Source organism: Microbacterium sp. TPD7012 (assembly GCF_003075395.1).
Lineage (GTDB): Bacteria > Actinomycetota > Actinomycetes > Actinomycetales > Microbacteriaceae > Microbacterium.
The window spans coordinates 46,847-72,992 of sequence record NZ_QDFV01000006.1; the positions used below are offsets into that span (position 1 = coordinate 46,847).

29 protein-coding genes and 1 tRNA gene are annotated in these 26,146 nt (G+C 69.7%); 12 read left to right on the top strand and 18 right to left on the bottom strand.

What is annotated here, in order from left to right:
• Positions 1 to 94 precede the first annotated feature (94 nt).
• Positions 95 to 1,474 (top strand): DUF2510 domain-containing protein, encoded by a 1,380-nt coding sequence (locus DC434_RS16205; protein ID WP_133192835.1) that lies wholly within the window; start codon positions 95 to 97, stop codon positions 1,472 to 1,474.
• Positions 1,475 to 1,508: 34 nt separating this feature from the next.
• Positions 1,509 to 2,519: a DUF2510 domain-containing protein gene (locus tag DC434_RS16210; protein ID WP_116636353.1), complete on the top strand. Its 1,011-nt coding sequence runs from the start codon at positions 1,509 to 1,511 to the stop codon at positions 2,517 to 2,519.
• Between the two features lie 71 nt (positions 2,520 to 2,590).
• On the opposite strand, the gene prfB is transcribed toward DC434_RS16210, so the two are convergent.
• Complete coding sequence (gene prfB, locus DC434_RS16215) at positions 2,591 to 3,700, bottom strand: peptide chain release factor 2 (protein WP_116636354.1); 1,110 nt, start codon at positions 3,698 to 3,700, stop codon at positions 2,591 to 2,593.
• 119 nt (positions 3,701 to 3,819) lie between these two features.
• Between prfB and DC434_RS16220 the strand changes: the two genes are divergently transcribed.
• Positions 3,820 to 5,058 carry an MFS transporter gene (locus DC434_RS16220; protein WP_116636355.1) on the top strand — a complete coding sequence of 413 codons (1,239 nt, stop codon included), beginning with the start codon at positions 3,820 to 3,822 and terminating at the stop codon, positions 5,056 to 5,058.
• Positions 5,055 to 5,615 carry an NUDIX domain-containing protein gene (locus DC434_RS16225; RefSeq protein WP_116636356.1) on the top strand — a complete coding sequence of 187 codons (561 nt, stop codon included), beginning with the start codon at positions 5,055 to 5,057 and terminating at the stop codon, positions 5,613 to 5,615. Before DC434_RS16220 ends, DC434_RS16225 begins: the two co-directional genes overlap by 4 nt.
• On the opposite strand, the gene DC434_RS16230 is transcribed toward DC434_RS16225, so the two are convergent.
• From DC434_RS16230 to DC434_RS16265, 8 genes are read right to left on the bottom strand one after another with little or no spacing between them, the layout of a single operon-like run.
• On the bottom strand, positions 5,612 to 6,016 hold the full coding sequence (locus tag DC434_RS16230; RefSeq protein WP_116636357.1) for a hypothetical protein: 405 nt from the start codon (positions 6,014 to 6,016) through the stop codon (positions 5,612 to 5,614). The two genes, DC434_RS16225 and DC434_RS16230, sit on opposite strands and share 4 nt — an antisense overlap.
• Positions 6,017 to 6,053: 37 nt before the next feature.
• Positions 6,054 to 6,479, bottom strand: a complete 426-nt coding sequence (locus DC434_RS16235) for a pilus assembly protein TadG-related protein (RefSeq protein WP_116636358.1) — start codon at positions 6,477 to 6,479, stop codon at positions 6,054 to 6,056.
• Positions 6,476 to 6,931 (bottom strand): TadE family protein, encoded by a 456-nt coding sequence (locus tag DC434_RS16240; protein WP_116636359.1) that lies wholly within the window; start codon positions 6,929 to 6,931, stop codon positions 6,476 to 6,478. Before DC434_RS16240 ends, DC434_RS16235 begins: the two co-directional genes overlap by 4 nt.
• Entirely contained in the window at positions 6,900 to 7,301 is a 402-nt protein-coding gene (locus DC434_RS16245; RefSeq protein ID WP_116636360.1) for a TadE/TadG family type IV pilus assembly protein, read from the bottom strand. Before DC434_RS16245 ends, DC434_RS16240 begins: the two co-directional genes overlap by 32 nt.
• Position 7,302: 1 nt before the next feature.
• Positions 7,303 to 7,530, bottom strand: coding sequence for a hypothetical protein (locus DC434_RS16250; RefSeq protein ID WP_243408975.1), 228 nt, complete (start codon positions 7,528 to 7,530; stop codon positions 7,303 to 7,305).
• 20 nt (positions 7,531 to 7,550) lie between these two features.
• Positions 7,551 to 8,489, bottom strand: coding sequence for a type II secretion system F family protein (locus DC434_RS16255; RefSeq protein ID WP_116636361.1), 939 nt, complete (start codon positions 8,487 to 8,489; stop codon positions 7,551 to 7,553).
• The gene (locus DC434_RS16260; protein ID WP_116636362.1) at positions 8,486 to 9,343 is read right to left on the bottom strand and encodes a type II secretion system F family protein; all 858 of its coding nucleotides are present in this window, start codon (positions 9,341 to 9,343) and stop codon (positions 8,486 to 8,488) included. The genes DC434_RS16255 and DC434_RS16260 overlap by 4 nt, the downstream gene beginning before the upstream one ends.
• Positions 9,340 to 10,494: an ATPase, T2SS/T4P/T4SS family gene (locus tag DC434_RS16265; RefSeq protein ID WP_116636363.1), complete on the bottom strand. Its 1,155-nt coding sequence runs from the start codon at positions 10,492 to 10,494 to the stop codon at positions 9,340 to 9,342. Before DC434_RS16265 ends, DC434_RS16260 begins: the two co-directional genes overlap by 4 nt.
• 161 nt (positions 10,495 to 10,655) lie before the next feature.
• Here DC434_RS16265 and DC434_RS20185 point away from each other — a divergent pair, with 161 nt between their 5' ends.
• From DC434_RS20185 to DC434_RS16290, 4 genes are all read left to right on the top strand, one after another.
• The gene (locus tag DC434_RS20185; RefSeq protein WP_165808104.1) at positions 10,656 to 10,934 is read left to right on the top strand and encodes a hypothetical protein; all 279 of its coding nucleotides are present in this window, start codon (positions 10,656 to 10,658) and stop codon (positions 10,932 to 10,934) included.
• 48 nt (positions 10,935 to 10,982) lie between these two features.
• Positions 10,983 to 11,267 carry a DUF6578 domain-containing protein gene (locus DC434_RS16275; protein WP_116636365.1) on the top strand — a complete coding sequence of 95 codons (285 nt, stop codon included), beginning with the start codon at positions 10,983 to 10,985 and terminating at the stop codon, positions 11,265 to 11,267.
• A 245-nt stretch (positions 11,268 to 11,512) separates the two neighbouring features.
• Positions 11,513 to 11,594 (top strand) — tRNA-Leu (locus tag DC434_RS16285).
• A gap of 75 nt (positions 11,595 to 11,669) precedes the next feature.
• Positions 11,670 to 12,449, top strand: a complete 780-nt coding sequence (locus tag DC434_RS16290) for a VTT domain-containing protein (protein WP_165808105.1) — start codon at positions 11,670 to 11,672, stop codon at positions 12,447 to 12,449.
• A 15-nt stretch (positions 12,450 to 12,464) separates the two neighbouring features.
• On the opposite strand, the gene DC434_RS16295 is transcribed toward DC434_RS16290, so the two are convergent.
• A complete protein-coding gene (locus tag DC434_RS16295) occupies positions 12,465 to 13,307 on the bottom strand; it encodes a Ku protein (protein WP_116636367.1) in 843 nt (280 codons plus the stop codon).
• Positions 13,308 to 13,377: 70 nt separating this feature from the next.
• Here DC434_RS16295 and ligD point away from each other — a divergent pair, with 70 nt between their 5' ends.
• Positions 13,378 to 15,351 carry a non-homologous end-joining DNA ligase gene (gene ligD / locus DC434_RS16300; protein ID WP_116636368.1) on the top strand — a complete coding sequence of 658 codons (1,974 nt, stop codon included), beginning with the start codon at positions 13,378 to 13,380 and terminating at the stop codon, positions 15,349 to 15,351.
• Between the two features lie 6 nt (positions 15,352 to 15,357).
• Here the strand turns inward: ligD and DC434_RS16305 are convergent, their stop codons facing one another.
• From DC434_RS16305 to murI, 4 genes are all read right to left on the bottom strand, one after another.
• The gene (locus DC434_RS16305) at positions 15,358 to 16,278 is read right to left on the bottom strand and encodes a cation diffusion facilitator family transporter (RefSeq protein WP_116636369.1); all 921 of its coding nucleotides are present in this window, start codon (positions 16,276 to 16,278) and stop codon (positions 15,358 to 15,360) included.
• Positions 16,279 to 16,372: 94 nt separating this feature from the next.
• Positions 16,373 to 16,972, bottom strand: coding sequence for an RdgB/HAM1 family non-canonical purine NTP pyrophosphatase (gene rdgB, locus DC434_RS16310; RefSeq protein ID WP_116636370.1), 600 nt, complete (start codon positions 16,970 to 16,972; stop codon positions 16,373 to 16,375).
• Positions 16,969 to 17,715 carry a ribonuclease PH gene (gene rph / locus DC434_RS16315; protein WP_116636371.1) on the bottom strand — a complete coding sequence of 249 codons (747 nt, stop codon included), beginning with the start codon at positions 17,713 to 17,715 and terminating at the stop codon, positions 16,969 to 16,971. The genes rdgB and rph overlap by 4 nt, the downstream gene beginning before the upstream one ends.
• A gap of 33 nt (positions 17,716 to 17,748) precedes the next feature.
• On the bottom strand, positions 17,749 to 18,585 hold the full coding sequence (gene murI, locus DC434_RS16320; RefSeq protein WP_116636372.1) for a glutamate racemase: 837 nt from the start codon (positions 18,583 to 18,585) through the stop codon (positions 17,749 to 17,751).
• Positions 18,586 to 18,622: 37 nt separating this feature from the next.
• On the opposite strand from murI, the gene DC434_RS16325 reads away from it, so the two are divergent.
• Positions 18,623 to 19,948, top strand: a complete 1,326-nt coding sequence (locus DC434_RS16325; RefSeq protein WP_116636373.1) for a nicotinate phosphoribosyltransferase — start codon at positions 18,623 to 18,625, stop codon at positions 19,946 to 19,948.
• A gap of 11 nt (positions 19,949 to 19,959) precedes the next feature.
• Here the strand turns inward: DC434_RS16325 and DC434_RS16330 are convergent, their stop codons facing one another.
• From DC434_RS16330 to DC434_RS20380, 3 genes are read right to left on the bottom strand one after another with little or no spacing between them, the layout of a single operon-like run.
• Positions 19,960 to 20,226 (bottom strand): DUF3039 domain-containing protein, encoded by a 267-nt coding sequence (locus DC434_RS16330; RefSeq protein WP_028503536.1) that lies wholly within the window; start codon positions 20,224 to 20,226, stop codon positions 19,960 to 19,962.
• Positions 20,227 to 20,266: 40 nt separating this feature from the next.
• Entirely contained in the window at positions 20,267 to 21,832 is a 1,566-nt protein-coding gene (locus DC434_RS16335) for a hypothetical protein (RefSeq protein WP_116636374.1), read from the bottom strand.
• Positions 21,808 to 23,616, bottom strand: coding sequence for an ABC transporter ATP-binding protein (locus tag DC434_RS20380; protein ID WP_243408976.1), 1,809 nt, complete (start codon positions 23,614 to 23,616; stop codon positions 21,808 to 21,810). The genes DC434_RS16335 and DC434_RS20380 overlap by 25 nt, the downstream gene beginning before the upstream one ends.
• A 251-nt stretch (positions 23,617 to 23,867) precedes the next feature.
• On the opposite strand from DC434_RS20380, the gene DC434_RS16345 reads away from it, so the two are divergent.
• The gene (locus DC434_RS16345; protein WP_116636375.1) at positions 23,868 to 24,560 is read left to right on the top strand and encodes a phosphocholine cytidylyltransferase family protein; all 693 of its coding nucleotides are present in this window, start codon (positions 23,868 to 23,870) and stop codon (positions 24,558 to 24,560) included.
• Positions 24,561 to 24,640: 80 nt separating this feature from the next.
• Entirely contained in the window at positions 24,641 to 25,645 is a 1,005-nt protein-coding gene (locus DC434_RS16350) for a hypothetical protein (protein WP_243408977.1), read from the top strand.
• 62 nt (positions 25,646 to 25,707) lie between these two features.
• Here DC434_RS16350 and DC434_RS16355 read toward each other — a convergent pair whose 3' ends face one another.
• The gene (locus DC434_RS16355; protein ID WP_116636376.1) at positions 25,708 to 26,067 is read right to left on the bottom strand and encodes a hypothetical protein; all 360 of its coding nucleotides are present in this window, start codon (positions 26,065 to 26,067) and stop codon (positions 25,708 to 25,710) included.
• Positions 26,068 to 26,146 lie beyond the last annotated feature (79 nt).

A 26,146-nucleotide genomic window follows, 5' to 3' on the forward strand; every position in this document is an offset into this window, starting at 1 on the left:
CGCGATATGGACCTGATCGACGTCGCACTCCACTGCTATACATGGAGTGGCGACACACGCGATTCCGCGCGCCGAGAACTTCGAGGGGGACACCATGACGACACCTGCCGGTTGGTACGACGACGGATCCGGACGCCAGCGCTGGTGGGACGGCCAGCAGTGGACGGAGCACTTCGCCCCCGAGGCCCCGGCCGCTCCTGAGGTCGCCGCTGTTCCGGAGATTCCCGCTGCTGCCGAGGTGCCCGCTGCAACCGAGGTGCCCGCTGCAACCGAGGCGCCGGCTGCTACCGAGGCGCCCGTCGCCGAGACGCCCGTCGCCGAGACCCCGGTCGTCGAGCAGATTCCTGCTGTCGACGAGACCCCGGCAGCGGATGTCGTCGTTCCCGCGGAGACCCCGATCACCCCCGACGATGCGGCCGTGGAGTCCGCTCCGCATGCCGTCGAGGAAACGGTCGTCGCTCCCGAGGCACCGCAGGACTGGGCCGCTCCCGCGGCCCCCGCGGCTCCGGCGGCTCCCGCAGCTCCGTACGGAGCCTCGGCGCACCCGGGATCGACCCCGGTCGTCCCGCCCGTCCCCCCTGTCCCCCAGGGCGGCGCACCGGTGTACCCCGGCGCCACGGCTCCGGCATACCCGGCTGCTCCCGGCGTCTACCCGGCCACCGGTGGCGCCTATCCCGCGGCCGGCGCATACGCCGCGGGCGGGTACCCGGCATCGGCTCCGTATGCGGCCCCAGCTCCGACGGGACCGCAGAAGATGTCGATCCTCGGACTCGTCGGACTCGGCCTCGCCGCGCTCGGCCTGATCCTCGCCTTCATCCCGTTCACGCTGCCGTTCGCGTGGGTCCTGCTCGCCGCGGGCTTCATCGTGTCGCTCATCTCCCTGTTCCTCAAGGGAAAGAAGTGGCCGGGCTTCACGGGTCTCGGCGTCTCCATCGTCGGCGCCATCGTCGCCTTCATCATGGGCTTCGTCTTCCTCTTCGCTCTCGCGAACGAGATCGAGGACGCGATCCCGGATCCGATCCCCACCTCCGACTCAGGAACCGATGACGGCACCGACGAGAGCGCACCGCCCGCCGATGTCGCCGAGGGCAGCATGGGTGAACCCGTCACCGTGCAGCAGATGTCCGGCACCGGAGAGGTGACGGTGAATTCCGCGACCTGGAGCCCGACGAATGACTCCGGCTTCGACCCCACCAACGGCGGCTACCTGCTCGTCGACCTGACGTGGAAGACGCTCGACGGCACGACCTACGTGAACCCGCTCTACTTCTCGATCGAGACCGCCGAGGGCGCGGCGGGCGACTACGACATCTTCGGCGACGCGACCCTCGAGTCCAGCGAGCTTCCCGCCGGGCAGACGACACAGGGAACGGTCTCGTTCGACGTCGCGCAGAGCGGTTCGTACGTCATCATCATCACGGATGAGCTCCTGCAGGAGGTCGCACGGGTGACGGTGGAGCCCTCGGCCGGCTGACCGCCGACCACAGAGAAGACAACAGGAAAGATCGATGACGACACCTGCCGGCTGGTACGACGACGGTTCCGGAACGCTGCGGTGGTGGGACGGGCAGCAGTGGACCGCGCACGTGCGCACAGAGCCGCAGCCGAGTGCGCCTGCGGAACCGGTCGCGCCCGTCGAGGCGGTGACGCCGAGCCCCGTCGCTGCCGAACCGCAGCCGTTCGTGCCGCCCTACGCCATACCCGCGCAGGTCGGGTATCCCGGTGCGGCATCCGCTCCGACGTACCCGGCGGCATCCGCGCCCGGGTATCCCGGCGCGGCCACGCACCTGCCGTCGCCGGCACCCGCTCGCAAGGTCTCCGTCCTCGGGATCATCGGCCTCGCCGTCGCGGTGCTGGGCGTCGTCCTCGCCTGTGTTCCGCCGGTCGCGGCCATCGGCTGGGTCGTGCTCGGTCTCGGCTTCGTCACCTCGCTCGTCTCGCTGTTCCTCCGCGGCGCGAAGTGGCCGGGTATCACCGGCATGGGCGTGACCGTCTTCGGCACGGTGCTGGCGCTCGGGGTGGCTCTCCTCACTCTCGGGATCGACTCGACCGCGGAGGCCGATCCGGTCCCGATCGCCACCCCGAGCGAGCGGCCTCCGGTCGATGATTCGACGGAGGGGACGACCGACCCCTCCGAGATCGAGGGCGCCGAGATGGTCCCCTTCGCGGACCTCGCCGTCGGCGACTGCATACCCCTCGTGGAGTACGACCCGGAGGAGGAGATCTTCGAGGTGCCGGTCGTGCCCTGCGATCAGCCGCACACCGACGAGGTCTACTTCATCTACCAGCTCGACGACGGCGACTATCCCGGCGATGACGCGATCTACGAGCTCGCCTGGGACGGCTGCGCCGCGCAGTTCGAGGGGTTCGTCGGGCTTCCCTATGAGGAGTCCGAGTTCGACATCTACAACTACACGCCGACCAAGGCGTCGTGGACCCGGATGGACGACCGCACTGTCCACTGCATCATCTACAGCTACGAAGACGTGACCACTTCGCTCCGGGGCACGGCGCGCTGAGAGCATCAGTTTCATGAAGAAAGGCCCCGGAATCCTCCGGGGCCTTTCTTCATCGGCTCAGTCGCCGATACTCAGTCCTGGTCCGGACGCTTGCGCCAGCGGATGCCGGCCGAGATGAAGCCATCGAGGTCGCCGTCGAACACGGCTGCGGGGTTGCCCGACTCGTGCCCGGTGCGCAGGTCCTTGACGAGCTGCTGGCCGTAGAGGAAGTACGAGCGCATCTGGTCGCCCCAGCTTGCGGTGATGTTGCCCGCGAGCTCCTTCTTCTTCGCCGCTTCCTGCTCCTTCTGCAGCAGCAGGAGGCGCGTCTGCAGCACGCGCATGGCGGCCGCGCGGTTCTGGATCTGCGACTTCTCGTTCTGCATCGACACGACGATGCCGGTCGGGAGGTGGGTCAGGCGCACGGCGGAGTCGGTCGTGTTGACGGACTGGCCACCGGGGCCCGAGGAGCGGAAGACGTCGACCCGGATGTCGTTCTCGGGGATGTCGACCTCGGTCGCCTCCTCCATGAGCGGGATGACCTCGACGGCGGCGAACGACGTCTGGCGCTTGTCGGCGGAGCCGAAGGGGCTGATGCGGGCGAGACGGTGCGTGCCGGCCTCGACCGACACGGTGCCGAACGCGTAGGGCGCATCGATCTCGAAGGTCGCCGACTTGATGCCCGCACCCTCGGCGTAGGAGGTGTCCATCACCTTGACGGGGTACTTGTGGCGCTCGGCCCAGCGCAGGTACATGCGCATCAGCATCTCGGCGAAGTCGGTGGCGTCGTCGCCGCCGGCACCCGAGCGGATGGTGATGATCGCGGAGCGCTCGTCGTACTCGCCGTCGAGCAGTGTCTGCACCTCGAGCTGGTTGATGACGTCGGTGAGCGCGGCGAGCTCGGTGCGAGCCTCCTGCGCCGACTCCTCGTCACCCATCTCATTCGCGAGGCCGACGAGCACCTCGAGATCGTCGAGCCGCGACGCGATGCCGGTGATCCGGGCGAGCTCCGACTGACGGTGGCTGAGGGCGCTGGTCACCTTCTGCGCGCGCTCGGTGTCGTCCCAGAGGTCGGGTGCGCCGGCTTCCTCGCTGAGCCTCGCGATCTCGTCGCGGAGGTGGGAGACATCGACGACCTCGCTGATGTCGCCGAAGGTGTGCCTGAGCGCCTGGATTTCGGCGGAGAGATCTAGTTCGAGCATGACACCTCAGCCTAACGTGCCGCCTGCTCGCGCGGGGACGCCGCATCTCGAGCGTCCGCGGACGGGGGTAGCGTGAGTGCGTGAGCAGTGCATCGACCGTCCTTCGACAGTTCGGGCCGATGGTGTACCTGCCGACGATCCTCTTCGCGCTCGGCGAAGGCGCGGTCATCCCGCTCATCCCGGTGATCGCCGCCTCGATGGGAGCGGATGTCGCCTTCGCGGCGCTCGTCGCGTCTGCCCTCGTGATCGGTCAGCTGTGTGGCAATCTCCCCGCCGGCTGGGCGGTCGGCCGCATCGGCGAGAGGTTCACGATGGTGATCGCCGGGGTCATCTCTATCCTCGCCGCTGTCGGCATGGTGCTCGCCCCGTCGCTCGGCGTGCTCGCAGCATCCGTCTTCGTGCTGGGCATGTGCGCGGCGGCGTTCGGTCTCGCGCGGCACGCCTTCATGACCACGCGCGTGCCCGTGGCATTCCGGGCGCGTTCGCTTTCGCTGCTGGGCGGGAGCTTCCGTCTGGGCATCTTCATCGGCCCGTTCGTGGCCGCCGGCCTCCTGCAGCTCTTCGGCAGCGAGCAGGCGGCGATCTGGTTCTTCCTGGGCTGCCTGGTCGCGATGGTGCTGCTCGTGCTGCTCGGTCCCGACCCCGAGAAGACGATCCCGCCGGTCACGACGACGACACCCGTGCGCTACGCGGAGGATTCCGGTGAGGCGGTGAGCGGATCGATCCCCACGATCGAGCGCGCCGGCATCTTCCAGACCATGTGGCGGCAGCGCGCCGTGCTCGGGCGTCTCGGGCTGGCTGCGGCCTCGCTGTCGGCGGTGCGGTCGGCACGGCAGGTCGTGCTCCCCCTGTGGGGGCTGTCGCTCGGGCTGGACGCCTCGACGATCGCGATCGTGGTCGGTGTCTCCGGCGCGATCGACTTCGCTCTCTTCTACGCCAGCGGCCAGGTGATGGACCGCTTTGGCCGCCTGTGGGCGGCGATGCCGGCGATGGTGCTGATGGGCGCGGGGTTCCTCGCGATGTCGTTCACGCATGACCTCGAGGCGTCGGTGCTCTGGTTCGGCCTGTTCGCGGGAGTGCTGGGCGTGGGGAACGGACTGTCGAGCGGGATCCTCCTGACCCTCGGAGCCGATGTCGCGCCGAAGCGCGAGCCGGCGGCGTTCCTCGGCTCCTGGCGGACGCTGACGGATGCCGGTGGAGCGATCGCTCCGCTCCTGGTCGCCGCGATCACCGCGGTGTCGGCGCTGCCGTTCGCGGCTGCCGCGATGGGCGTCGTGAGCCTTCTCGGCGCTGCGGGATTCCTGCGCTGGATCCCGAAGTTCGTGCCGCGGGCGCGGCCGGAGAAGGAGAACGAATGAGCCGGATGCTGTCCGCCGACGTGCATCGGCTGGTCGCCGATTACCTGCCGAGGTCGGAGCGGGAACGCGCTGCGCAGGAGGACTTCGCCTCGTTCTTCTCCGGCGACGACGGGCCTGTGCGGCGCGAGTCCGGCCCCGACCATGCGACCGCCTCGTGCGTCGTGTTCGACGAGACGCTCACGCAGACGCTGCTCGTCTTCCACGGCAAGGGGCGGTTCTGGGTGCAACCGGGAGGGCACGCGGAAGACGGTGACGCGTCGATCATGGAGGCCGCGCTGCGCGAGCTGCGCGAGGAGACCGGCATCGAGACGGCCGTGCCGACCTCTCCCCTGGCCTACGACCTGGACCACCACGGGCTCTCGTCCCGGTTCGGCCGCTGCGCCTCGCACCTCGACATCGGGATCGCGGTGATCGTCGACCCGCAGCTCGCGCTGAGCGTGAGCGACGAGTCGGAGGATGCGCGTTGGTGGCCTGTCGACGCACTGCCGGCCGAGGTGCCGCCGCAGCTCGAGCCGCGGCTGGCGGGACTTCTCGAACGGCTGCGATCGCAGCGCTAGTCTGCGCGGTGGAAGGTGGCATGAGCGCCTTCGTCGTCGAGCATGCGCAGCTCATCGGCGTCGACCAGTTCGACCGAGGTGATGCCCGTCCGTTCGATCGCGAACGCGTCGGGGCACCCGCCGATGTCCGGCAGGCTCGTGGTCGTCGCCGTGACCTCGTCGCCGCCGATCGACCAGTTTCCGGAGGCGACGCAGAGTCCGGCGATGCTGAACGTCCCGTCGGCGTCGATGCGCAATCGAGCCTCGTCGGTCGTCTCCGCGACCCATTCGCCGACCAGCTGATCCGCAAGGGGCGCCATTTCGGGCGTCGGAGCCGGCTCCGGCACCGCGCACGACGTCAGGACGACCGCCGTCAGCAGACAGGTCAGCGAGCGGATGAACGAGCGGGCACGGAAGGCCATGCCTCATCCTGTCGCGATCGAGGCAAGACCGGAAGCCTCATTCGAGTGCCGTGCGGCTCGTCGCCGTCGACGCCAACTCCACGCCTTCGGGCACGAAGAGCGAGAGCAGCGGCGGATTCCAGGTCGTCGTGAGCGTGACGCGAGCCGAGACGCCGTCGGGAGTGCCGGCGGAGGCGAGCGCGGCGTCACCGGGGAGCGCGTCCATCAGGGCCGAAGCCTGCTCGCGCACACCGGCATCCGTCAACTCCGCGCGCACGTCTTCACCGCTCACCTGCAGAGTGAATCCGTCGGCTCCGGCGAGCGCGGCCGCGTCGGCGAGCGCGTCCAGCCGCTTCTGGGCGATGTACAGGTCGGTCGCGCACACGCAGACGAAGACGACGGCGACCGCCAGGAGCACGTAGCCGAGGGTGAGGAGCAGGACGCTCCCCTCCTCACCCTCACGGCGAGCGCGATCTGCGGTCATCCCACACCCCACAGCCGGGACACCTTCTGCGCGGCTGCTGCCTGCACGGTGACGGAAGCCGCGCGGTCGAGGCCGAAGATCGGGGGCACCAGCGGCAGTCGCACGCGAGCGGCGACGGTCACGATGAGCGTCGCCCCCGCCGACGGACAGCCGACGCCCGCGGGCGAGCAGGAGAGCGAGACGTCGACCGCTTCCGGGTCGAGCCCGTACTCCGCGATGATCCCCGCCAGAACGGCCTCTCCGTTCGCCGCGGCCGCGGCGGCATCGGGCGCCATCGCGATCGCGCGTGCCGTGTGGCGTGCGGCCGCCTCCGCGCCGAGCGTCTGCTCCTGGATCGCGCCCAGCGCGATCACCAGGTAGACGAGCGGGACGAGCAGGATGACGCCGACGGTGATGAACTCAAGCGCCGCAGACCCCTCGTCATTCCTCGCCCAGGCTCTCCACCGGTGCATGCGCTTCCACCTCCAGCGCGTAGGGGACTCCGATGAGCCCGAGCACGGGGAGAGACGTGCGGATGCGCACATCGACGGTCTCGTGGCCGAGTTCCTCCGAGGTGCCGACGATGACGTCCCCCGCATACGCTGCGCCGACCGCCCGGGTGATCACCGACCGCGACCGCTCCGCGCCCTCTTCCAGGCTCGTGTCGGCGAGTGCGGCGTGATACGCCCCTTCGACGGCCGCATCGTGGACGACGTTGCGCACGTACACGGCCAGCGCCAGCTGCAGCACCGCCAGCGTGAGCACGGTGAGGAGCGTGCCGACCAGCACGAACTCGACCGGGCTCGAACCTCGCTCGTCGTGCAGCACCCGAGGGCCACACATCTCAGAGACCGGACACCCGCTGGATCGCCTGCTCGAACAGCGCGGTGAGCGCGGGCCCCGCGACCGCCCAGATCAGCACGACCAGTCCTGCGGTCATCAATGTGACCAGCACCCAGCCGGGGACGTCCCCGCGCTCATCCCGGGCGAGGTCGCGAAACCAGCCGCGTGTTCCGCGCCACCAGCGCGTGTGGTGATCCCCTCGTCGGAGGTCGTGCGTGTCTATCGTCATGGTCGTCCTTTCGTGAACGGTCAGCCGATGCCGAGCCGGAGGATGAAGAGTCCCGGGTAGATCGCGAAGAGCACCGACAGCGGGAGGATGAGGAACACCAGCGGCAGGAGCATCAGGATCTCCTTGCGCCCCGCCTGCTCGATGAGGGTGCGCTTCGCGTCTTCGCGAGCATCGCCTGCCTGTGCGTGCAGCACGCCGGCGAGTGGCGCACCGTGCTCGAGCGCGGAGATGACCTGATCCACGGCGCGCGCGAGTCCGGGGAGCTGCAGGCGCGTCGCCATCTCGCTCAGCGCATCCGCGAGAGGAGAACCCGTTCCCGCGGCGAGGACGACTTGTCGCAGCTCTGCGCTGAGTTCCCCGGAGCCGACGGCGGCGACCCGCCGCAGCGAATCGAGGAAGCCCTCACCCGCCGACAGACAGAGGGCCAGGAACTCGAGCGTCGTCGGGAGCTCGTCGGTGAGCCGAGCGCGGCGGGCCTTGGCCCGCACCGAGAGCTGCATGTCGTAGCCGACCGCGGCTGTCGCCCCGGCGAGGATCGGGATGGCGATGACGGGCGCGGACATCCTGCCGGCGACGGCCAGCGCGATCACGGCGAGCGCTCCTGCGCTGATTCCGGCGAGCAGCCATCCCAGCTGACGACCCCGGAACGCGACAGGGTCCGCGGACAGCCCGGCCTGGGCCAGCCGAAGCCGCAGGATCTCCCCGCCGCCCAGCATCCGGTCGAATCCCTGCTGCGCGCGCTGCCAGAGCCCCCGGTTCCCTGCCGGAAGCATCCCCGCGCCCCGCAGCAGACCACGGGGCATGTCCTCGTCGGCGACGACGTCGCGCACATACGGCGCGATGCGCACGGTCAGCGAGACGGCCCGCCACCGTGGCAGCGCCGCCAGAATGCACAGCAGCCCCGCCGCGAGGGTTCCGCCGATCAGCACCGCGCTCGCGAGAACCGAGAGTCCGCTCATCCGAACCATCTCCGAGGCTCCGGCAGCCTGCCGATCCGGATCATGATCCGGAAGGCGAGGACCGAGACGGCGGCGCCGACACAGATCACGATGACGCCCTCTGGCGTGCCGTAGGCCGAGGCGCCCTCCGGCCTCATGACGAGGAGACCGAGCACGACCCACGGTGCGATCGCCCCCAGCACCGCAGCACCGCGGATCCAGGACTGGCGCGCCTCCACCTCTCCCCGCAGTGCGGCATCCGCTCGCACCGACGAGGAGAGCGCGCGCAGCACGGAGATGAGCTCGGTGCCGCCGACCTGTCGCGCCATGCGCAGCGTCTCCACGATCCGGTCGCCGATCGGGTCTGCCAGCGACGTCTTCAACCGGTCGAGGCTGGTCTCGAATCGTCCCGTGGCGCGCAGGTCGCGCGCGAACACCACGAAGGCGGGACGAAGCATCGCCGGCGACGACTCCGCCAGCCCCGCCACCGCGTCAGGCAGGGAGAGACCGACGCGGATCGCGGCGATGAGCAGGTCGCAGACATCCGGCCACAGCTGCCGACGCAGGCGGCGCAGCCTCAGCCGGCGCCCTCGCAGCCACATCACAGGCGCCGCACCCGCGGCCGCACCGGCGAGGGCCGCCAGGACGGCGATGCCGGTGACGAGCCAGACGGCGGATGCGACCAGCAGGGCTGCCGCGAGCATCACGGCGATCAGGACCCGCGGGGCCACGGCATCCGCACCGGCCTCTTCCAGCAGGCGCGCGAGACGGCCCTTCCGGACGGCGTGCATCTCCCGGTCGTGCACGGGCCACATCCACGGCGACAGGCTCAGCAGGATGCCCGCGGCGAGCAGCGCGCCCATGAGGACGGTCACGACGCGACCCCGCTTCGACTCGCCGCGTCATAGAGCGTGCGAGTCCTGATCCTTCCCTCGACGACCTCACCGGTCGGAGCGACGATCTCCTGCACGCGGCGCTGTCCGGACGCGTCACGTGCACAGTGCACGACCAGGTCGATCGCCGCGGCGAGCGCGGGTGCGATGAAGGTGCGATCGATGTTCCGTCCGGCGAGCAACGGCAGGATCGCGAGCTTCTCCAAGGCTTCCGTTGCCGAGTTCGCGTGCACGGTTCCCGCCCCGGGAACCCCGGTGTTGAGTGCGAGGACGAGGTCGAGCGCCTCCGCATCGCGCACCTCGCCGACGACCAGCCGGTCCGGGCGCATGCGCAGCGCCTCTTTCACGAGCCGCCGCAGAGTGATCTCCCCGGTGCCTTCGAGGCCGGCCTGCCGTCCCTGAAGAGCGACGAGATCGGTCCCCTCGACAGCGAGCTCGAAGGTCTCCTCGACAGTGATGATGCGCTGGGAATCCGCGCAGGAGGCCAGAAGCGCACCGAGCAGTGTCGTCTTGCCGGCGTGTGTCGCGCCGGACACGATCACGCTGCGACCGCCCCGCATCGCGTCACGCAGCAGGTCGGCGATCGCGACCGGCATCGCGCCCTGTGCCGTCAGCGCGTCCAGGGTGCGGTATCGAGGCAGGAACTTGCGGATGTTCACCACCCAGGAGCCTCGAACGACATCCGCGATCGCGACGTGCAGTCGCGAGCCGTCAGGCAGGGAGGCGTCGACGAAGGGCTGGCTGATGTCCACCCGGCGCCCGGTGGGCTGCAGCATCCGCTCCACCAGATCGCGCACCGTCGTGTCGGCGAGCCGCAGTCCGGTGCGCTCCGTAACTCCGCCGCGCGCGACGTGCACGTGACCGTCGCCGTTCACCCAGATCTCCTCGATCTCTGCGTCGTCCAGGAACGGCTGCAGGGGTCCGATCCCGCTCACCGCCGCGAGCACATCGCGCACGCAGGCGACCTCGTCGTCGATCAAGGCCTCGCCGCGGGACAGTGCATGGTCGTCATGACGACGCACCTCCGCCTGGGCGATGCGTCGAGCTGCATCCGGATCGATCGACGGATCCACGCCCTCGACCCGCAACCGCGATCGCACGCGTTCGGCGACGAGGGCAGACGGATGACTCACCCGGGCATCATGCCAAGAATCGTGCGTGCACCTCGGAAGTTATCCACAGAGCGATCGACGACCCGCACATCGCACCGCGAAGCGCAAGGGGCCAGACCTCTCGGACCCCGCGGTGGTGGACTGACCGGAACGTGAGCATCACCTCAGCGAAAGGAACCGTCATGACCGACTCCTCCCCTGTTCCCGGCCCGCCCGTCCCCTCTGTGCCCGGCGAGCAGCCGACCGGCCCCGGCCCCGCCGACCCTGGACAGACCCCGCCCGGACCCGCCGTCCCCTCGCCCTCGCAGCCGTCGCCCGCGTTCCCCGACGAGCCGTCGCCGACCCACCCGAACGAACCGCTGACCCCGACGCCGCAGGAGCCGCTCGCCCCGCATCCGGAGGAGCCTCTGGCACCGAACCCGGAGGAGCCGCTCATCCCCGGCTCCGGCCCGTTGGCCTGACGCGACGTGGTCGCACGCGATCCGATAGACCGGCGTTAGTCTCGCTGCATGACGCGTGTGTGGTTGACGCCGTGGGAGTGGGCGTGCTGCGGCGACCCGTTCGCGGTCGGAGACGAGGTCGACTTCGGCATCCGGCCGCGCGAGTCCGTGCTTCTGGTCGACGCGCTCGGCACCGAACTGGCGTCGTCCGTGGACGCTCTGGAATCGCACCATGAGCACGAGTACGCGGACCGTGTGCGCGGCAGGGTCGCCGCGGTGCAGGAGGTGACGCACGAGGTCGTGGAGCGGGCGTCCCGGTCTCGTCGAGGCCGGGACGCCCGCACGAGTCAGTGACGTTCGAGCCTGTTCCCGACACGACGCGACTCCAGGCGGTCGCCGGTGTGCGGCTGCCGGTCGACCGGGTCGTCGCGCGGCGCGCGGAACTCGAGGGTGCGCCGACCGACCGACCGCGGCGATCACGCGTCGGCTGGCTCGTCGACGTGGAAGAGCCCCCGACAGAGGGAGAACGGAAGCGCTCCGGAACTGCGGGCTGATCTCCAGAATCCGTGTTTGTCCGATCAGTAGACTGATTCCACCGCGCGGGAGTGGTGAAATTGGCAGACACGCAGGATTTAGGTTCCTGTGCCCTAGGGCGTGTGGGTTCAAGTCCCACCTTCCGCACGACGGCTGCTTCTGCATCCTCACCGTTACACCGCCGACCAATAACGACCGACGGGAATCCCTGTGCTCGAAACCATGCTGCACGCACCCAACGCCCTCATCCCCTGGCTCGACCCCGCGACGATCATCGGTACCGCAGGTCCCTGGGCGCTCCTCGTGGTGTGCTTCATCGTCTTCGCCGAGACCGGCCTCCTCGTGGGCTTCCTGCTGCCGGGCGACACGCTGCTCGTCATCTCGGGGCTGCTGTCACACCCGATCGCCGGCTCGGAGCACGGTGTCTTCGGCGTCAACGTCTGGATCGTCGCCCTGCTGATCGGCCTCGCGGCCTTCGTGGGTGGAGAGGTCGGCTACGTCATCGGCCACAAGGGCGGACCCGCGGTCTTCGAGCGCAAGGAATCCGGTCTCTTCAGCAAGAAGAACGTCGAGCGCACCAACGCGTTCTTCGAGCGCTTCGGCGGCATCACCGTCATCCTCGCCCGCTTCGTGCCGATCGTGCGCACGTTCGCGCCGGTCGCGGCGGGTGTCGGTCACATGCCGTGGCGCAAGTACACGCTCTACAACCTCATCGGCGCGATCCTCTGGGGCTTCGGTCTGACGATGTTCGGATACCTCATCGGCTTCATCCCGCCGGTGGCGACGTTCGTCGAGAGCTACATCGACCTGATCCTGCTCGCGGCAGTCGGCGGTACGGCACTGGTCACGCTCTGGCACTACTTCTCCGAGCGCCACAAGGCCAAGAAGGCTGCGGCGGCGGGCGAAGACGTCACGACGGATGCCGGGGAGGCCGAGGAACTCGCCCTGAACCCCGAGGTGTTCGAGCGGGCTCCCGACCTGGACGGCGACGGCAAGCGCTGAGGCCCGCCGGCGCGGTCAGCCGGTCTTCTTCGCCGGCTTCTTCGCCTTCGCCGGCTTCTCGCTCGCGCGCTTCTCCTTGGATCGCGCGACGCTCTCGCGCAGCGCCTCCATGAGGTCGATGACCTCGCCGCTCTTGCTGTCGGCATCCGCTTCGCCGAAGGTGTCGGCGATCTCGAAGCTCTCGCCTGCCTCGATCTTCGCGTCGATGAGGGTGCGCAGCTCCTTCTGGTACTCGTCGACGAAGGCTTCGGGATCGAAGTCGGCCGAGTAGCTGTCGACCAGGGCGGCGGACATCTCGAGCTCCTTCTTCGAGATCCGCACGTCCTCGTCGAGCGCGGGGAACTCGGCCTCGCGCACCTCGTCAGCCCAGAGCAGGGTCTGCAGCACGAGCACCTTTCCGCGCACGCGCAGGGCCGCGAGCCGGGTCTTCTGCCGCAGCGTGAAGCGCACGATCGCGGTCCGGTCGGTCTGCTCGAGCGTCTTGCGCAGCAGCACGTAGGCCTTCGCCGACTTCGAGTCGGGCTCGAGGTAGTACGGCTTGTCGAGCGTCAGCAGATCCACCTGATCGGAGGGCACGAACTCGACGACGTCGATCTCGCGGCTCTTCTCCGCCGGCAGCGCGGCGAGGTCGTCCTTGGTGAGCACGACCGTCTGCCCCTCCTCGACATACGCCTTGTCGATGTCGGCGTAGGCCACGGTCTCTCCGCACACCTCGCACGTGCGCTGGTAGCGGATGCGCCCGCCGTCCTTCTCGTGCACCTGATGCAGCGGCACGTCGTGGTCCTCGGTCGCCGAATACACCTTCACCGGCACGTTCACGAGCCCGAACGTCAACGCGCCCTTCCAGATCGTCCTCATTCCCCCAGTGAACACCAGCCACACCCGTCACGACCAGCCCTTGACGACGGCGGCTGGCTACGCTTGCTCCATGGTCGGAGAAGCGCAGGTGGTGCAGGTCGACGGCCGCCGTCTGCGCGTGACCAATCTCGACAAGGTCGTCTACCCCGAGACCGGCACCACCAAGGGCGAGGTCATCGCGTACTACTCCGCGATCGCTCCGCTTCTGCTCCCCCTCCTCGACGGCCGCCCGGTCACGCGCAAGCGGTGGGTGGAGGGGGTCGGAACGGCGGATGCTCCGGCCGACGCGTTCTTCACGAAGCAGCTCGAGCCGGGAGCCCCGGAGTGGATCCCGCGGCAGGCGATCCAGCACTCCGACGGACCCAAGGAGTATCCGCTCGTCGAAGACGTGCCGACTCTGGTGTGGCTCGCACAGGTCGCCGCGATCGAGCTGCACGTTCCCCAGTGGCGCTTCGCCCCCGATGGCCTCCCCGGGCGTCCCGACCGACTCGTGCTCGACCTCGACCCGGGGCCGGGCGTGGGTCTCGCGCAGTGCGCCGAGGTCGCCCGCATCGCCCGCGGCATCCTCTCCGACATGGGCCTCGACCCGCTGCCCGTCACGAGCGGCAGCAAGGGCATCCACCTGTACGCCGCCCTTCCCGGCGAGCAGACCAGTCACGAGATCTCCGCCGTGGTGAAGGAGCTCGCGCGGCTCATCGAGAACGACCACCCCGACCTCGCGACGAGCGTCATGTCGAAGGCGGTCCGCGGTGGAAAGGTGTTCCTCGACTGGAGCCAGAACAACGGCAAGAAGACGACGATCTCGCCCTATTCGCTGCGCGGCCGCGCGCAGCCGTGGGTCGCCGCCCCACGCACCTGGGGCGAGCTCGACGATCCCGACCTGGCACAGCTCGACATCGACGAGGTGCTCGCCCGCGCCGCGGACGGCATCGACCCGCTGGCGGCGTTACGGCCGGAGCCCGGGGCCCCGGTCTCTCCCCCGGCATCCGCTCCGGCGGCGGCGCCCGCCGTTCCCCGACGGTCCTCGCGACATCCGCGGATCGCCGCCGCACCGGCGTCCGGGACGACCACCGCCACTCTCGCGCCCATGCTCGCCGAGAACGGCACCCCCGCGCTCGCCCGCGCACTCAGCGACCCGTCGTGGGTCGAGGTCAAATGGGACGGCATCCGCGCGATGGGAACGTGGGCGGACGGACGGATGCTGCTGCACGCGCGCCGCGGAACCGACATCACGGCGCGCTACCCCGAACTCACCGCCGATGGCGCTCCGTTCCTCCCTGCCACGGACGCCCTGGTCGACGGTGAGATCGTCGCCTTCGACGCTCAGGGGCGGCCGAGCTTCTCCCTGCTGCAGAACCGGATGCATCTCACGCGACTGCGCGAGATCGAGCGGGAGGTGGTGCACACGCCGATCGTCTACATGCTGTTCGACCTGCTGCGCCTCGACGGGCACGACCTGACGTCGATGCCGCTGCACCAGCGCCGCACCCTGCTGGAGGACCTCGTCGCCGACCTGGACGCGCCGATCCAGGTCCCGCCGGTCTTCGACGACGTCGACGCCGCCCTCGCGGCCAGTGAGCAGTTCGGTCTCGAGGGTGTCGTCGCGAAGGACCCGGCATCGCGGTACCGGCCGGGACTGCGATCGCCCTCCTGGCTGAAGCTCAAGCACACGCGCATGCAGGAGGCCGTGATCGTCGGCATCCGTCCCGGCAAGGGCGACAGGGAGAGCACGCTCGGCTCGCTGCTGCTCGCGGTGCCGGACCCGGCGAACGGTCGCGAGCTGCGCTACGTCGGACGCGTGGGCACGGGGTTCACCGAGCGCATCCTGCGCGATCTCCTCACCCGCCTCGAACCGCTGCGCGTGCCCTCTGCCCCGCTCGACGGGGTGCCGGCGCCCGATGCCTCCGATGCACTGTGGGTGCGGCCGGAGCTCGTCGGGGAAGTCGAGTTCGCGAACTGGACGCCCGACGGCGTTCTCCGGCACGCGCGGTGGCGAGGTCTGCGGCCCGACAAGACAGCCGACGAGATCGTCGTCGAACCCTGACGACGGTCAGGCGTGGTGCGGCTCGCAGTCGGACTGCTCGGCCGGTTCGATCTGGAACGTCGAATGCTCCACGTCGAAATGATCCGCGAGGCAGGCCTGCATCTCGGAGAGCAGCTTCGCCGAGCGCCCATCGGCCAGGAGCGCCGGATCCACGCTGACGTGCGCCGTGAACACCGGGGCGCCACGGGTGAGCTGCCAGACGTGCACGTCGTGCACGCCGGTGACGCCCTCGTACGCGAGCAGGTGCGTGCGGATCTCGCTCACCGCCGTGCCCTTCGGCGCGGATTCGGCGAGCACGGAGAACACCTCGCGTAGCAGCGCGATCGCCCGAGGGATGATCATCGCGGCAATGAACAGCGAGGCGATGGCGTCCGCCGCCATCCATCCCGTGGTCAGGATGATCACCGCGGCCACGATGACCGCGGCAGAGCCGATCAGGTCACCCATCACCTCCAGGTACGCGCCGCGCACGTTGATGCTGGTGCGCTGGGCGCGACTCAGCAGCCACATCGAGATCGCGTTGGCGATCAGACCCCCGACGGCGACGACGAGCATGAGCCCGCCGGCGACCTCGACCTCGCTCGGATCGATGAGGCGCCCGATGCCCTCGACGGCGACCCAGGCCGCCAGGGCGATCAGGATCACGGCGTTGATCAGAGCGCCGAAGACCTCGGCCCGCTGATAGCCGAACGTGCGCCGGTCATCGGCCGGACGCGCGGCGACGGATGCCGCGATGAGCGCGATCACGAGCGCCGAGGCATCCGTGAACATGTGCGCCGCGTCGGCGAGCAGCGCGAGGGAGCCGGTGAGGAGCGCTCCGACGACCTGCACGATCATGACGGTCGCGGTCAGCGACAGCGAGATCGCCAGGAGGCGTCTGCTGCTCGCCGAGCGGATGCCGCCGGCGGCGGGTGCGTGATCGTGCATGCCCCCAGGCTAGACCGGCAGACAGGGCTCCAAGGGCGATTCCGCCTAGTCGGGAAGGGTAACGAGAACCAGTCTCAGCAGGAGCTCGATTCGCTCAGAGCCCTTCCAGCAGCGGCACCAGCTCGGCGAATGCCCGCGCGCGGTGCGACTGCGCCTGCTTCTCCTCCGCCGTGAAGTCGCCCACCGTGCGCTCAGCACCTTCAGGTTGGCCGTCGGGGACGAAGATCGGGTCGTAGCCGAAGCCGCCTCCGCCGGACGTCGCCTGCGCGAGCCGCCCCGGCCAGAGGCCTTCGACGACCTCCTCGCGACCGTCGGGCGTGACGAGGGCGATGGTCGACGTGAAGTGCGCAGTGCGGTGCGGATCGGCGACGTCGCGCAGCTGGTCCAGGAGCAGCTCCAGGTTCGCCGCGGCATCCTTCTTCTGCCCCGCCCAGTACGCGGAGAACACGCCGGGAGATCCGCCGAGCACATCGACGCAGATCCCGGAGTCGTCGGCCAGCGCGGCGAGGCCGGTGTGGGCTGCCGCGGCGCGCGCCTTGATCAGCGCGTTCGCGGCGAACGTCACGCCGTCTTCGACCGGCTCGGGACCGTCGTAGCCGACGATCTCGAGATCCGGACGCGTCTGCGCGACGATCTGCTGGAACTCCGCGACCTTGTGCGGGTTGTGCGTCGCGAGGACGACCTTCATCGTCATTCGCCTGCCGCGGCGGCCAGCGCCGTCAGCTGGTGATCCTTCAGGTCGGCGCAGCCGGCGAGGCCGAGCTCGAGCAGCGCATCCAGCTCGCGCTTGTCGAAGGGAGCGCCCTCGGCCGTGCCCTGCACCTCGACGAAGAGACCGCGGCCGGTGACGACCACGTTCATGTCGGTCTCGGCGCGCACGTCTTCGACATAGGCCAGATCGAGCATCGGCTCGCCGTCGATGATGCCGACGGACACCGCAGCGACGGAGTCGAGCAGAGGGGTCGAGTTCTTGCCGATGAACTTCTTCTCGCGACCCCACTCGATCGCGTCCGCGAGGGCGACGTAGGCGCCGGTGATCGCCGCGGTCCGGGTTCCGCCGTCGGCCTGCAGCACATCGCAGTCGATGACGATCGTGTTCTCGCCGAGCGCCTTGGTGTCGACGACCGCGCGCAGGGCCCGGCCGATGAGCCGAGAGATCTCGTGCGTGCGACCGCCGATGCGGCCCTTCACGCTCTCGCGGTCGTTGCGGCTGTTCGTGGCGCGCGGCAGCATCGAGTACTCGGCCGTGACCCAGCCCTTGCCCTTGCCGGTGAGCCAGCGCGGCACGCCGTTGGTGAAGGATGCCGTGCACAGCACCTTCGTGCCGCCGAAGCTGATCAGTGCGGAGCCTTCGGCGTGCGCGCTCCAGCCGCGCTCGATCGTGATCTCGCGGAGCTGGTCGGTGGAGCGGCCGTCGGCCCGGACGATGTCGGTCATGTGCTTCTTTCGGGTAGGGGTGGTCGAGCCGGATCAGAGGGATTCGGAGACGGACTCGGGAAGAGTGATCACGCCGGTCTGCACGAGCTGCACGTCGCGGACCTCGCGGCCCATCAGTCGGTTCGCCAGGGCGGTGAAGTCGTCGGCGGACGCTCCGGTCGCCTCGTAGACGTAGGTCGAGGCCGCATCCGGCGAGGCCAGCAGGTCGCCGCGGACCAGCTGCCGGTAGACATCCCCCGCCGTCTCGTCGTCGCTCGAGACGAGCGTGACGCCCTCGCCCATGACGTAGCTGATCGCCCCGCGCAGGAACGGGTAGTGGGTGCAGCCGAGCACGAGCGTGTCGACACCGGCGTCCCGCAGCGGCGCGAGATACTCCTCGGCGACGGCGAGCACCTCAGGGGTTCCCGTGATCCCGGCCTCGACGAACTCGACGAACCGCGGGCAGGCCGCCGTGAACACCTCCAGGCGCTCGTTCACCTCGAGCATGTCCTGGTACGCGCGCGAACCGATCGTGCCGACGGTGCCGATCACTCCGACGCGCCCGTTGCGCGTCGTCGACACCGCGCGGCGCACCGCCGGGCCGATCACCTCGACGACGGGGATGTCGTAGCGCTCGCGAGCATCGCGCAGCATGGCGGCGGATGCCGTGTTGCAGGCGATCACGAGCATCTTCACGCCCTGATCGACGAGCGTGTCGAGCACCTCGAGAGCGTAGCGGCGCACGTCGGCGATGGGCTTCGGGCCGTACGGCGAGTGCGCCGTGTCGCCGATGTACACGAACGATTCACGGGGCAGCTGGGCGCGGATGGCTCTGGCCACCGTGAGCCCGCCGACACCGGAGTCGAAGATTCCGATCGGCGCGTCGTTCATGACTCCCCAGCCTACCGGGCCTCACTATGCTGAGCGCATGACCACGTCGACGGCGCTGCTCACCGATCGCTATGAGCTCACGATGCTCGCGGCCTCGCTCCGGGACGGGACGGCCTTCCGTCCGAGCGTCTTCGAGCTGTTCTCCCGTCGCCTCTCCGGCGGCCGCCGCTTCGGTGTGGTGGCCGGAACCGGGCGCCTGCTCGGACTGCTCCGTGAGTTCCGCTTCGGCGACGACGAGCTGCGGTTCCTGCGCGACGAGGAGGTCGTGGATGCCGCGTCGCTGAAGCACCTCGAGGACTACCGCTTCACGGGGTCGATCAGCGGCTACCGCGAGGGCGAGCTCTACTTCCCCGGGTCGCCGATCCTCACCGTCGAGGGCACCTTCGCCGACGCCGTGATCCTCGAGACCCTCGCCTTGAGCGTGCTCAACCACGACTCCGCCGTGGCGACCGCCGCCGCGCGCATGAGCATCGCCGCCGGAGAGCGTCCGCTGGCCGAGATGGGTTCCCGTCGCGCCGCCGAGCGGTCCGCCGTCGCCGCGGCGCGTGCCGCCTACATCGCCGGCTTCGGTGCGACCAGCAACCTCGAGGCCGGCCGCAGCTGGGGCATCCCCACGATGGGCACCGCCGCGCACTCCTGGACTCTGCTGCACGACTCCGAGGAGGACGCCTTCCGCGCGCAGGTCGAGAGCATGGGCGTAGGCACGACTCTCCTCGTCGACACCTACGACATCCGCACGGGCGTCGAGACCGCGATCCGCATCGCGGGCACCGACCTGGGCGGGGTGCGCATCGACTCCGGCGACCTTCCGATCGTGGCCGGAGAGGTCCGCGTGCAGCTCGACGAGCTCGGCGCGACGAACACGCGCATCACCGTGACCAGCGATCTCGACGAGTACGCGATCGCGGCCCTCGCGGCCTCGCCTGTCGACGCCTACGGCGTGGGGACCTCCGTCGTGACGGGCTCGGGCTACCCGACCGCGAGCATGGTCTACAAGCTCGTGGCCAGGCAGGACTCCACCGGCGCCTGGATCGGGGTGGCGAAGGCCTCGGCCGACAAGGCCTCGTATGGCGGACGGAAGGCGGCGTTCCGCACCCTCGCCGACGGCGTCGCCTCTGCGGAGACCGTGGTCGTCTCCGATGGATTCGAAGAGCTGGACACGCCTGCCGAGCATCCGGACGGTCGTCCGCTGCAGGTGACGTTCGTCGAGGCGGGCGACATCGACACCGCTCACGAGGGCGTGGCCGGTACCGCTGCGGCGCGCGCGCATCATCTGCGCGTGCGCGAGGAGCTCCCGGTGCGGGCTCTCGCCCTCAGCAAGTCGGACCCGGCGATCCCGACGGTCTACGTCGAGGCGCGCTGAATCGGGTCGGCTCAGCCGACCATCGACTCGTAGATCTCCTTGCACGTGGGGCAGATCGGGAACTTCTCCGGGTCACGACCCGGCGTCCACTTCTTGCCGCACAGGGCGCGCACCGGCTTGCCGGTGATCGCCGACTCGAGGATCTTGTCCTTCTTCACATAATGCGAGAAGCGCTCATGGTCGCCCGGTTCGAGGTTCTCCTCGCGGAGAAGCTCTTCCAGTTCGCGATCAAGCGTTGCCACGCCGCCCTGATCGGGGCTGTCCAGCGGAGTACTCATCCCGTGAGTCTAGCCGCGTCGAGTCGCCTGCGGGCGGTCGTCACGCGGTCTCGACGAACTCCATCAACCGCTCCCCGCTGCGCTCGAAGATGCGTCCGCCGATGACGGCGCCGAGCCAGAGCACGACCAGGCCCGACAGCAGCCCGACCCAGAAAGCGGCCGGCGCGTACGACGAGCCCTCGACGATCGTCAGAGCGAACAGCCAGGCGGTCGGCAGGCTCAGCACGATCGCGCCGAGGAAGGCGGCCGCCGGGCCGTAGATGCCGCGCGAGGTCGGCCGCTGCGGCTGCTGGAACGGGCTGTCGCCCGGTCGCGACACGGCGTAGGGAGCGACGACGGAGACGATGCTCGAGATGCCGAGCGCGGAGAACAGCAGGCTGCCGGCGAGACCGGTGAGCGGCAGCAGCAGACGCCAGTCCCCGATCAGCAGCAGCGTGAGCGGGATGGCGATCGCGAGCACAGGGATGGCCACCAGCAGCACCGGCACGAGTCGGCCGAGCCGATCCGGGAGGCCGCGGATGCCGCTGGCGACATGCGTCCACAGCGCGGTGGAGTCGTAGGCGACGTCGTTGTGCGGCAGCCATCCGAAGAACAGCGCCATCACGGGGACCGGGACGAGCGCGGCGATCTCGAGAGGAACGCCGGCGACGATCAGCGGGAGGATCGTCAGCACGCCCGCCACGGGGACCACGATGGTGTTCATGATGTACCGGCGGTCACGCAGCCAGTAGACGAGGCTGCGTGCGGCGATCGCGCCGAAGGCGTTCGAAGGGAGCAGCCCGAACCAGCCGAGACCGGTCCGCTCGCGGGAGGCCACGGGACGTTCGGTGGTCGTCAGGAGACGGCGGACGAGCCAGGCCCACACGACCCACAGCAGAATCGCGGTCGCCACGGCGACGAGCCCACTGATCCAGGCCATCGCCGAGGCGTCGGCGGCGACCGCGAAGAGGAAGCCGGGCGACGCGGCGAGCGGAGTGAATCCGACACTCGTGGTCAGCGCTGCTAGCGATGCCGGAACGTGTCCGTCCCAGCGCAGCGAGGCGAAGAAGACCGCCACGGGGAAGGCGATCACGATGAGAGCGAGCGCGAACAATGCGGTGAGCTCGCGGGAACGGCGCTCCGGGAGCAGCAGCGCATTGATCGCCATGCCGACGCGCGCCGTGAGCACCGTGGTGACCACGCCGACAATCGTCATGAGCACGGCCAGCGGCCACGGGGCGCCCAGTTCGATGGCGACGATGCACACGCTGATGTACACGGCGAGGAGCGCCAGGCTCGGCACGCTCACGAAGGCGGCGAGGGTGAGGACCCAGGGCATCCGTCGCTCGTCGACGCCGAAGACGGCGAACCGGCGCGGATCGAGCTGGTCCACCGCGCCGACGAGGATCGGTCCGACGAGGAAGCCGAGCAGGAGCGCTGCTCCCCCGAGCACGGTGACGGCGCGGGCGACCGGCACCGGAGCGTCCGCGAGGCTGAAGACGGCGAGGCACACGGCCACCGTGACCGCGACGACCGCGGCGAAGGTGACGAGGGTGCGAACCCGACGTTCTCCGCGCAGCGATCCGATCAGAAGTGCGAACCTCAGTCGGAGAACGTGTGCAGCCACTCGAGCCCCTCCACCTCTCCGCTGGAGCCGGCGAGCTCGACGAAGCGCGACTCGAGCGTCTGCCCGGCCCGCACCTCGTCGATCGTGCCCTCGGCGAGCACCTCACCGCCGACGATGATCGCGACCCGGGAGCACACGCGCTCGACGAGATCCATCCCGTGGCTGGAGAGGATCACGGTGCCGCCGTGCGACACGTAGGCGCGGAGGATGTCGAGGATGACCGCCGAGGAGACGGGGTCGACCGACTCGAACGGCTCGTCGAGCACCAGGACGCGCGGCGAGTGGATCATGGCCCCTGCGAGCATGATCTTCTTCGTCATGCCCGCCGAGTAGTCGGAGACGACACGGCTCAGGGCATCGCCGAGGTCGAAGGCGCGTGCGAGGTCGGCGGCACGCTTCTCGATGACGTCCGCGGCCAGGCCGCGCAGAAGGCCGTAGTAGTAGAGGAGCTGACGGCCCGTGAGCCGGTCGAACGTGCGGAGCCGATCCGGCAGGACACCCATCACCCGCTTCGCCGCGAGCGGCTGCCTGGCCTGGTCGATGCCGCAGATCACCACGCTGCCCGCGTCCGGACGCAGGAGGCCGGCGACGATGGACAGGGTCGTGGTCTTGCCCGCACCGTTCGGACCGACGATCCCGTAGAACGAGCCGGCGGGAACCGTGAGGTCGATCCCGTCGACGGCGTGGTTGTCGCCGAACTGCTTGACGAGTCCGCGGATGCTGATCGCGACGGTGGCGGCCGCCTCGCCGAATGGTCCCACGGCGTCGGATGCCGCGTCGTCGGACTCCGCGTCCGCTCCGGAGACGGCGTCGTCCGGTGTCTCGACGACGGCCTCGTCCGCGACAGAGGCATCGGCGAGCGCCTCTTCCAGCTCCGCCTCCTCGACGGACGGCTCTTCGACCACGAGCTCCTCGACCGCGGGCTCGGCGGCGGGATCCTCGACGTCCGATGCGGCTGCGACAGGCTCCTCGACCACAGGCTCGGCCGGGGCCGACGCCTCGACGACCAGCTCCTGCGGCGTCGGCGCCTCCTCCGCACGAGCGGGTTCGTGAGCGGACGTCGCATCGTCGACGGACGGAGCGCCCTCGACGACCGGAGACAGGCTCGACTCGAGCTCGTCCGCTGCAGCCTTCGCCTCAGCCGCCTTCTCGGCCGCCGCAGCCTTGGCCGCGGTCGCCTTGGCTGCCGCCGCCTTCGCCGCGGCTGTCTTCGCCGAGGCCGAGCGTGCCGATGCCGTGCGAGCGGTCGTCTTGGCCGCCGCCGACTTCGCCGCGGCGGACTTCGCGGCGACGGTCTTGGCCGCGGAGGTCTTCGCACTCGTCTGCTTGGCGGTCGGTGCCTTGGCTGCCGGCGCCTTGGCACCTGAGACCGCCGGCTTCGGGGCCGCGGCCCTCGCCGTGGCCGCGCGCGCCGCGGGCTTGGTGGACTTCGCCGCCACTGACCTGGCCGCGGTGTTCTTCGCTGCCGCCGCGCGGGCAGCGGCGGTGGTGCGCGCCGCCGCGGCGGTCTGCGTCGGTGCATCGATCACCAGCTTGACGGCGGGTTCGATCACGACCTCGCCGGTCGGGGCAGCGGTCTCCGCCGAGGCCTTCGCCGGCGTCCGCGGCGTCGTCTTCCTGGCAGGAGTCCGCGCGGCCGGCGCCTTCTTGGCCGGCGCCTTCTTGGTCGCGGGGCGACCCGCGGCGCCCGGCTTCGCCGTCGACGCACGCGCCGATGATGCCTTCTTCGGCGGGGTCTCGGAATCGTCCACCTGGTCGGTGCGGTCGTCAGGGGAAGGAGTCACCGTCCTACGGTATCAATGGGTTGCCCTCCGCCGATGGCGCAGCGACACAATCCGCGCTCGGATCTCGCAGATTCCGCGCACATCGGGCGTGTTCGTCTACCCTGAGTGTTGCGTGTGTAGTCGATCACGAAATGACAACGGGGCCATCGATCCCCGGGGCTTCCCAGCCGGAATCGATACCATGAACGCGGCACGATGAGGTGTCTGGCCGGTGAACCGGCCGTGAACACAACTTCCCCTTAGGAGCACTCGTGACTCTTCAAACCGTCATTCTCGCAGCAGGCATGGGCTCACGCCTGGGTCGCGCGCTGCCGAAGCCGCTGACCGAGCTGAGCGACGGCCGCACGATCATGCGCCAGCAGCACGACAACATCCGGGCCGCCTTCGGCTCCGACGCACGCATCACCACGGTCGTCGGATACCGTGCCGAGACGATCATCGAGGCTTTCCCGACCGTCAACTACGTCCACAACGAGCGCTACGACGAGACCAACACCTCGAAGAGCCTGCTCCGTGCGCTTGCAGCCACCGGCAAGAACGGCGTGCTGTGGATGAACGGCGACGTGGTCTTCGACCCGATGATCCTCGGCCGTGCGGCCGCGTACATCGAGCGCGACCAGTCGTTCGTCACGGTCAACACCTCGAAGGTCAGCGACGAAGAGGTGAAGTACACCGTCACGGCGGAGGGCTTCATCAACGAGCTGTCCAAGACCGTCAAGGGCGGACTCGGTGAGGCCGTCGGCATCAACTACATCTCCGCGGCGAACAAGAAGGCGTTCATGCGCCAGCTTCAGCGCGTCGAGGACCAGGACTACTTCGAGCGCGGTCTCGAACTCGCGATCGCCGAAGACGGCCTGCTCCTCGAGCCGATGGACGTCTCCGACCTCTACGCGGTCGAGATCGACTTCGCGGAAGACCTCGAGCGGGCGAACCTCTTCGTCTGATCGCCTCTCCCGAACGCCCGGATCCCCACCAGGATCCGGGCGTTCGGCATTTTCGCGGTCTGACTTCGTAGGATCAGGTCATGGCCCCCAAGGTGCACAAGATCCACTCCTTGCCGGATGACTCTCCCTGGGACAAGGGCGTGCCACCGGCCGGATCCCCCGAGCATCCGATGATGGTGCGCGGGCTCGATCGTGTGCTCTCCATCCAGCGCCCCCTCGTGCTCGCGCACATCCGCAGCATCCGCCTCCGCAACCCGCACGCGACACCGGCGGAGATCATCCGCATCCTCGAGCGGCGGTACCTCGCCGCCGTCACGACGGGTGGCGCGGCGGTCGGCGCGACGGCGGTCGTCCCGGGCATCGGCACCGGGGTCACGCTCGCACTCTCGGGCGTCGAGACGGTCGGGTTCGTCGAATCGACGGCGCTGTTCGCCCAGTCCGTCGCCGAGGTGCACGGCATCGCGATCGCGAATCCCGATCGCGCCCGCGCCCTGGTGATGACCCTGATGCTGGGCAAGGAGGGCGTGGAACTGGTCGGCCAGCTCGCCGGTCAGGTCGCCGGCCGCGGCGGAAGCCGATCGTCCTACTGGGGCGAACTGGTGACCAAGTCGCTCCCGCGCGCTGCCGTCGGCCCGCTGGTCGACCGGCTCAAGAGCATGTTCGTCAAGCAGTTCGCGGCGAAGGGAGGAGCTTCGGTCATCGGCAAGGCGCTCCCGTTCGGGATCGGTGCCGCGATCGGCGGCACCGGCAACCACATCCTCGGCCGTCGCGTGCTCACGACATCGCACAAGGCGTTCGGCGCTGCTCCCGTCGACCTGCCTGTCGAGCTCGAACCGGTCGAGGGCGCCGAGAAGCTCGAGCTTCGCATGCTGCGCGGTGCGCGGTTCGCCGGGAGCGCCGTCGCGGGTGCCGCCGGCACCGCTGTGCGCGGGGTCGGCTGGGCCGGCCGCAAGGTCGGTGAGGTGACGACGCGACGCGGTCACCGACACGACGCACCGGAAATCGACCGCGGCGGAGACGAGGGAGCGCGTGGCGGTCACGATCTCTCCGGGCTCGACTCCTCCTCAGGTACCCCCACCGGCTGAGGATCCCGCCCGCGGTCTCGACCGGGTCGAGCCGTCACGCGGCGCCCGGCCGAGACACGCGATCAGCGGACGATGCTGATGCTGTAGACCGTCGTCGCCGTGTCGGCGCCGAGGTCGAGCGTCGCGCCCGCGCGGACGACATCGTTCGACGCCTTGGAGACGGTGTACCCCTCGATGAACGAGCTCTCGCCGAAGCCGGCCCAGCTGATGCGCACGCTCGACGACGAGTTGTTGATGACCTGGTCGAACGATGCCGACGGCTTGACACCAGGGCGGACCTCGGCCTGGATGACGCCGTCCAGCATGTAGCACACGGCGCCGGCGTCGCAGCCGGTGTCGGCCTGTGCCGGAAGGGCACCGAGCGCCACGGCGCCGGCGGCGAGGGAGACGGTGGAAAGGGCGAGAGCGATCGTGCGCTTCATGGTGGTCCTCCTGATTCTGGTCGCCGGCCTCGGCGAGTCCGGTCATGAGGAGTGACGCGATCGAGCAGGGAAAGGTTCA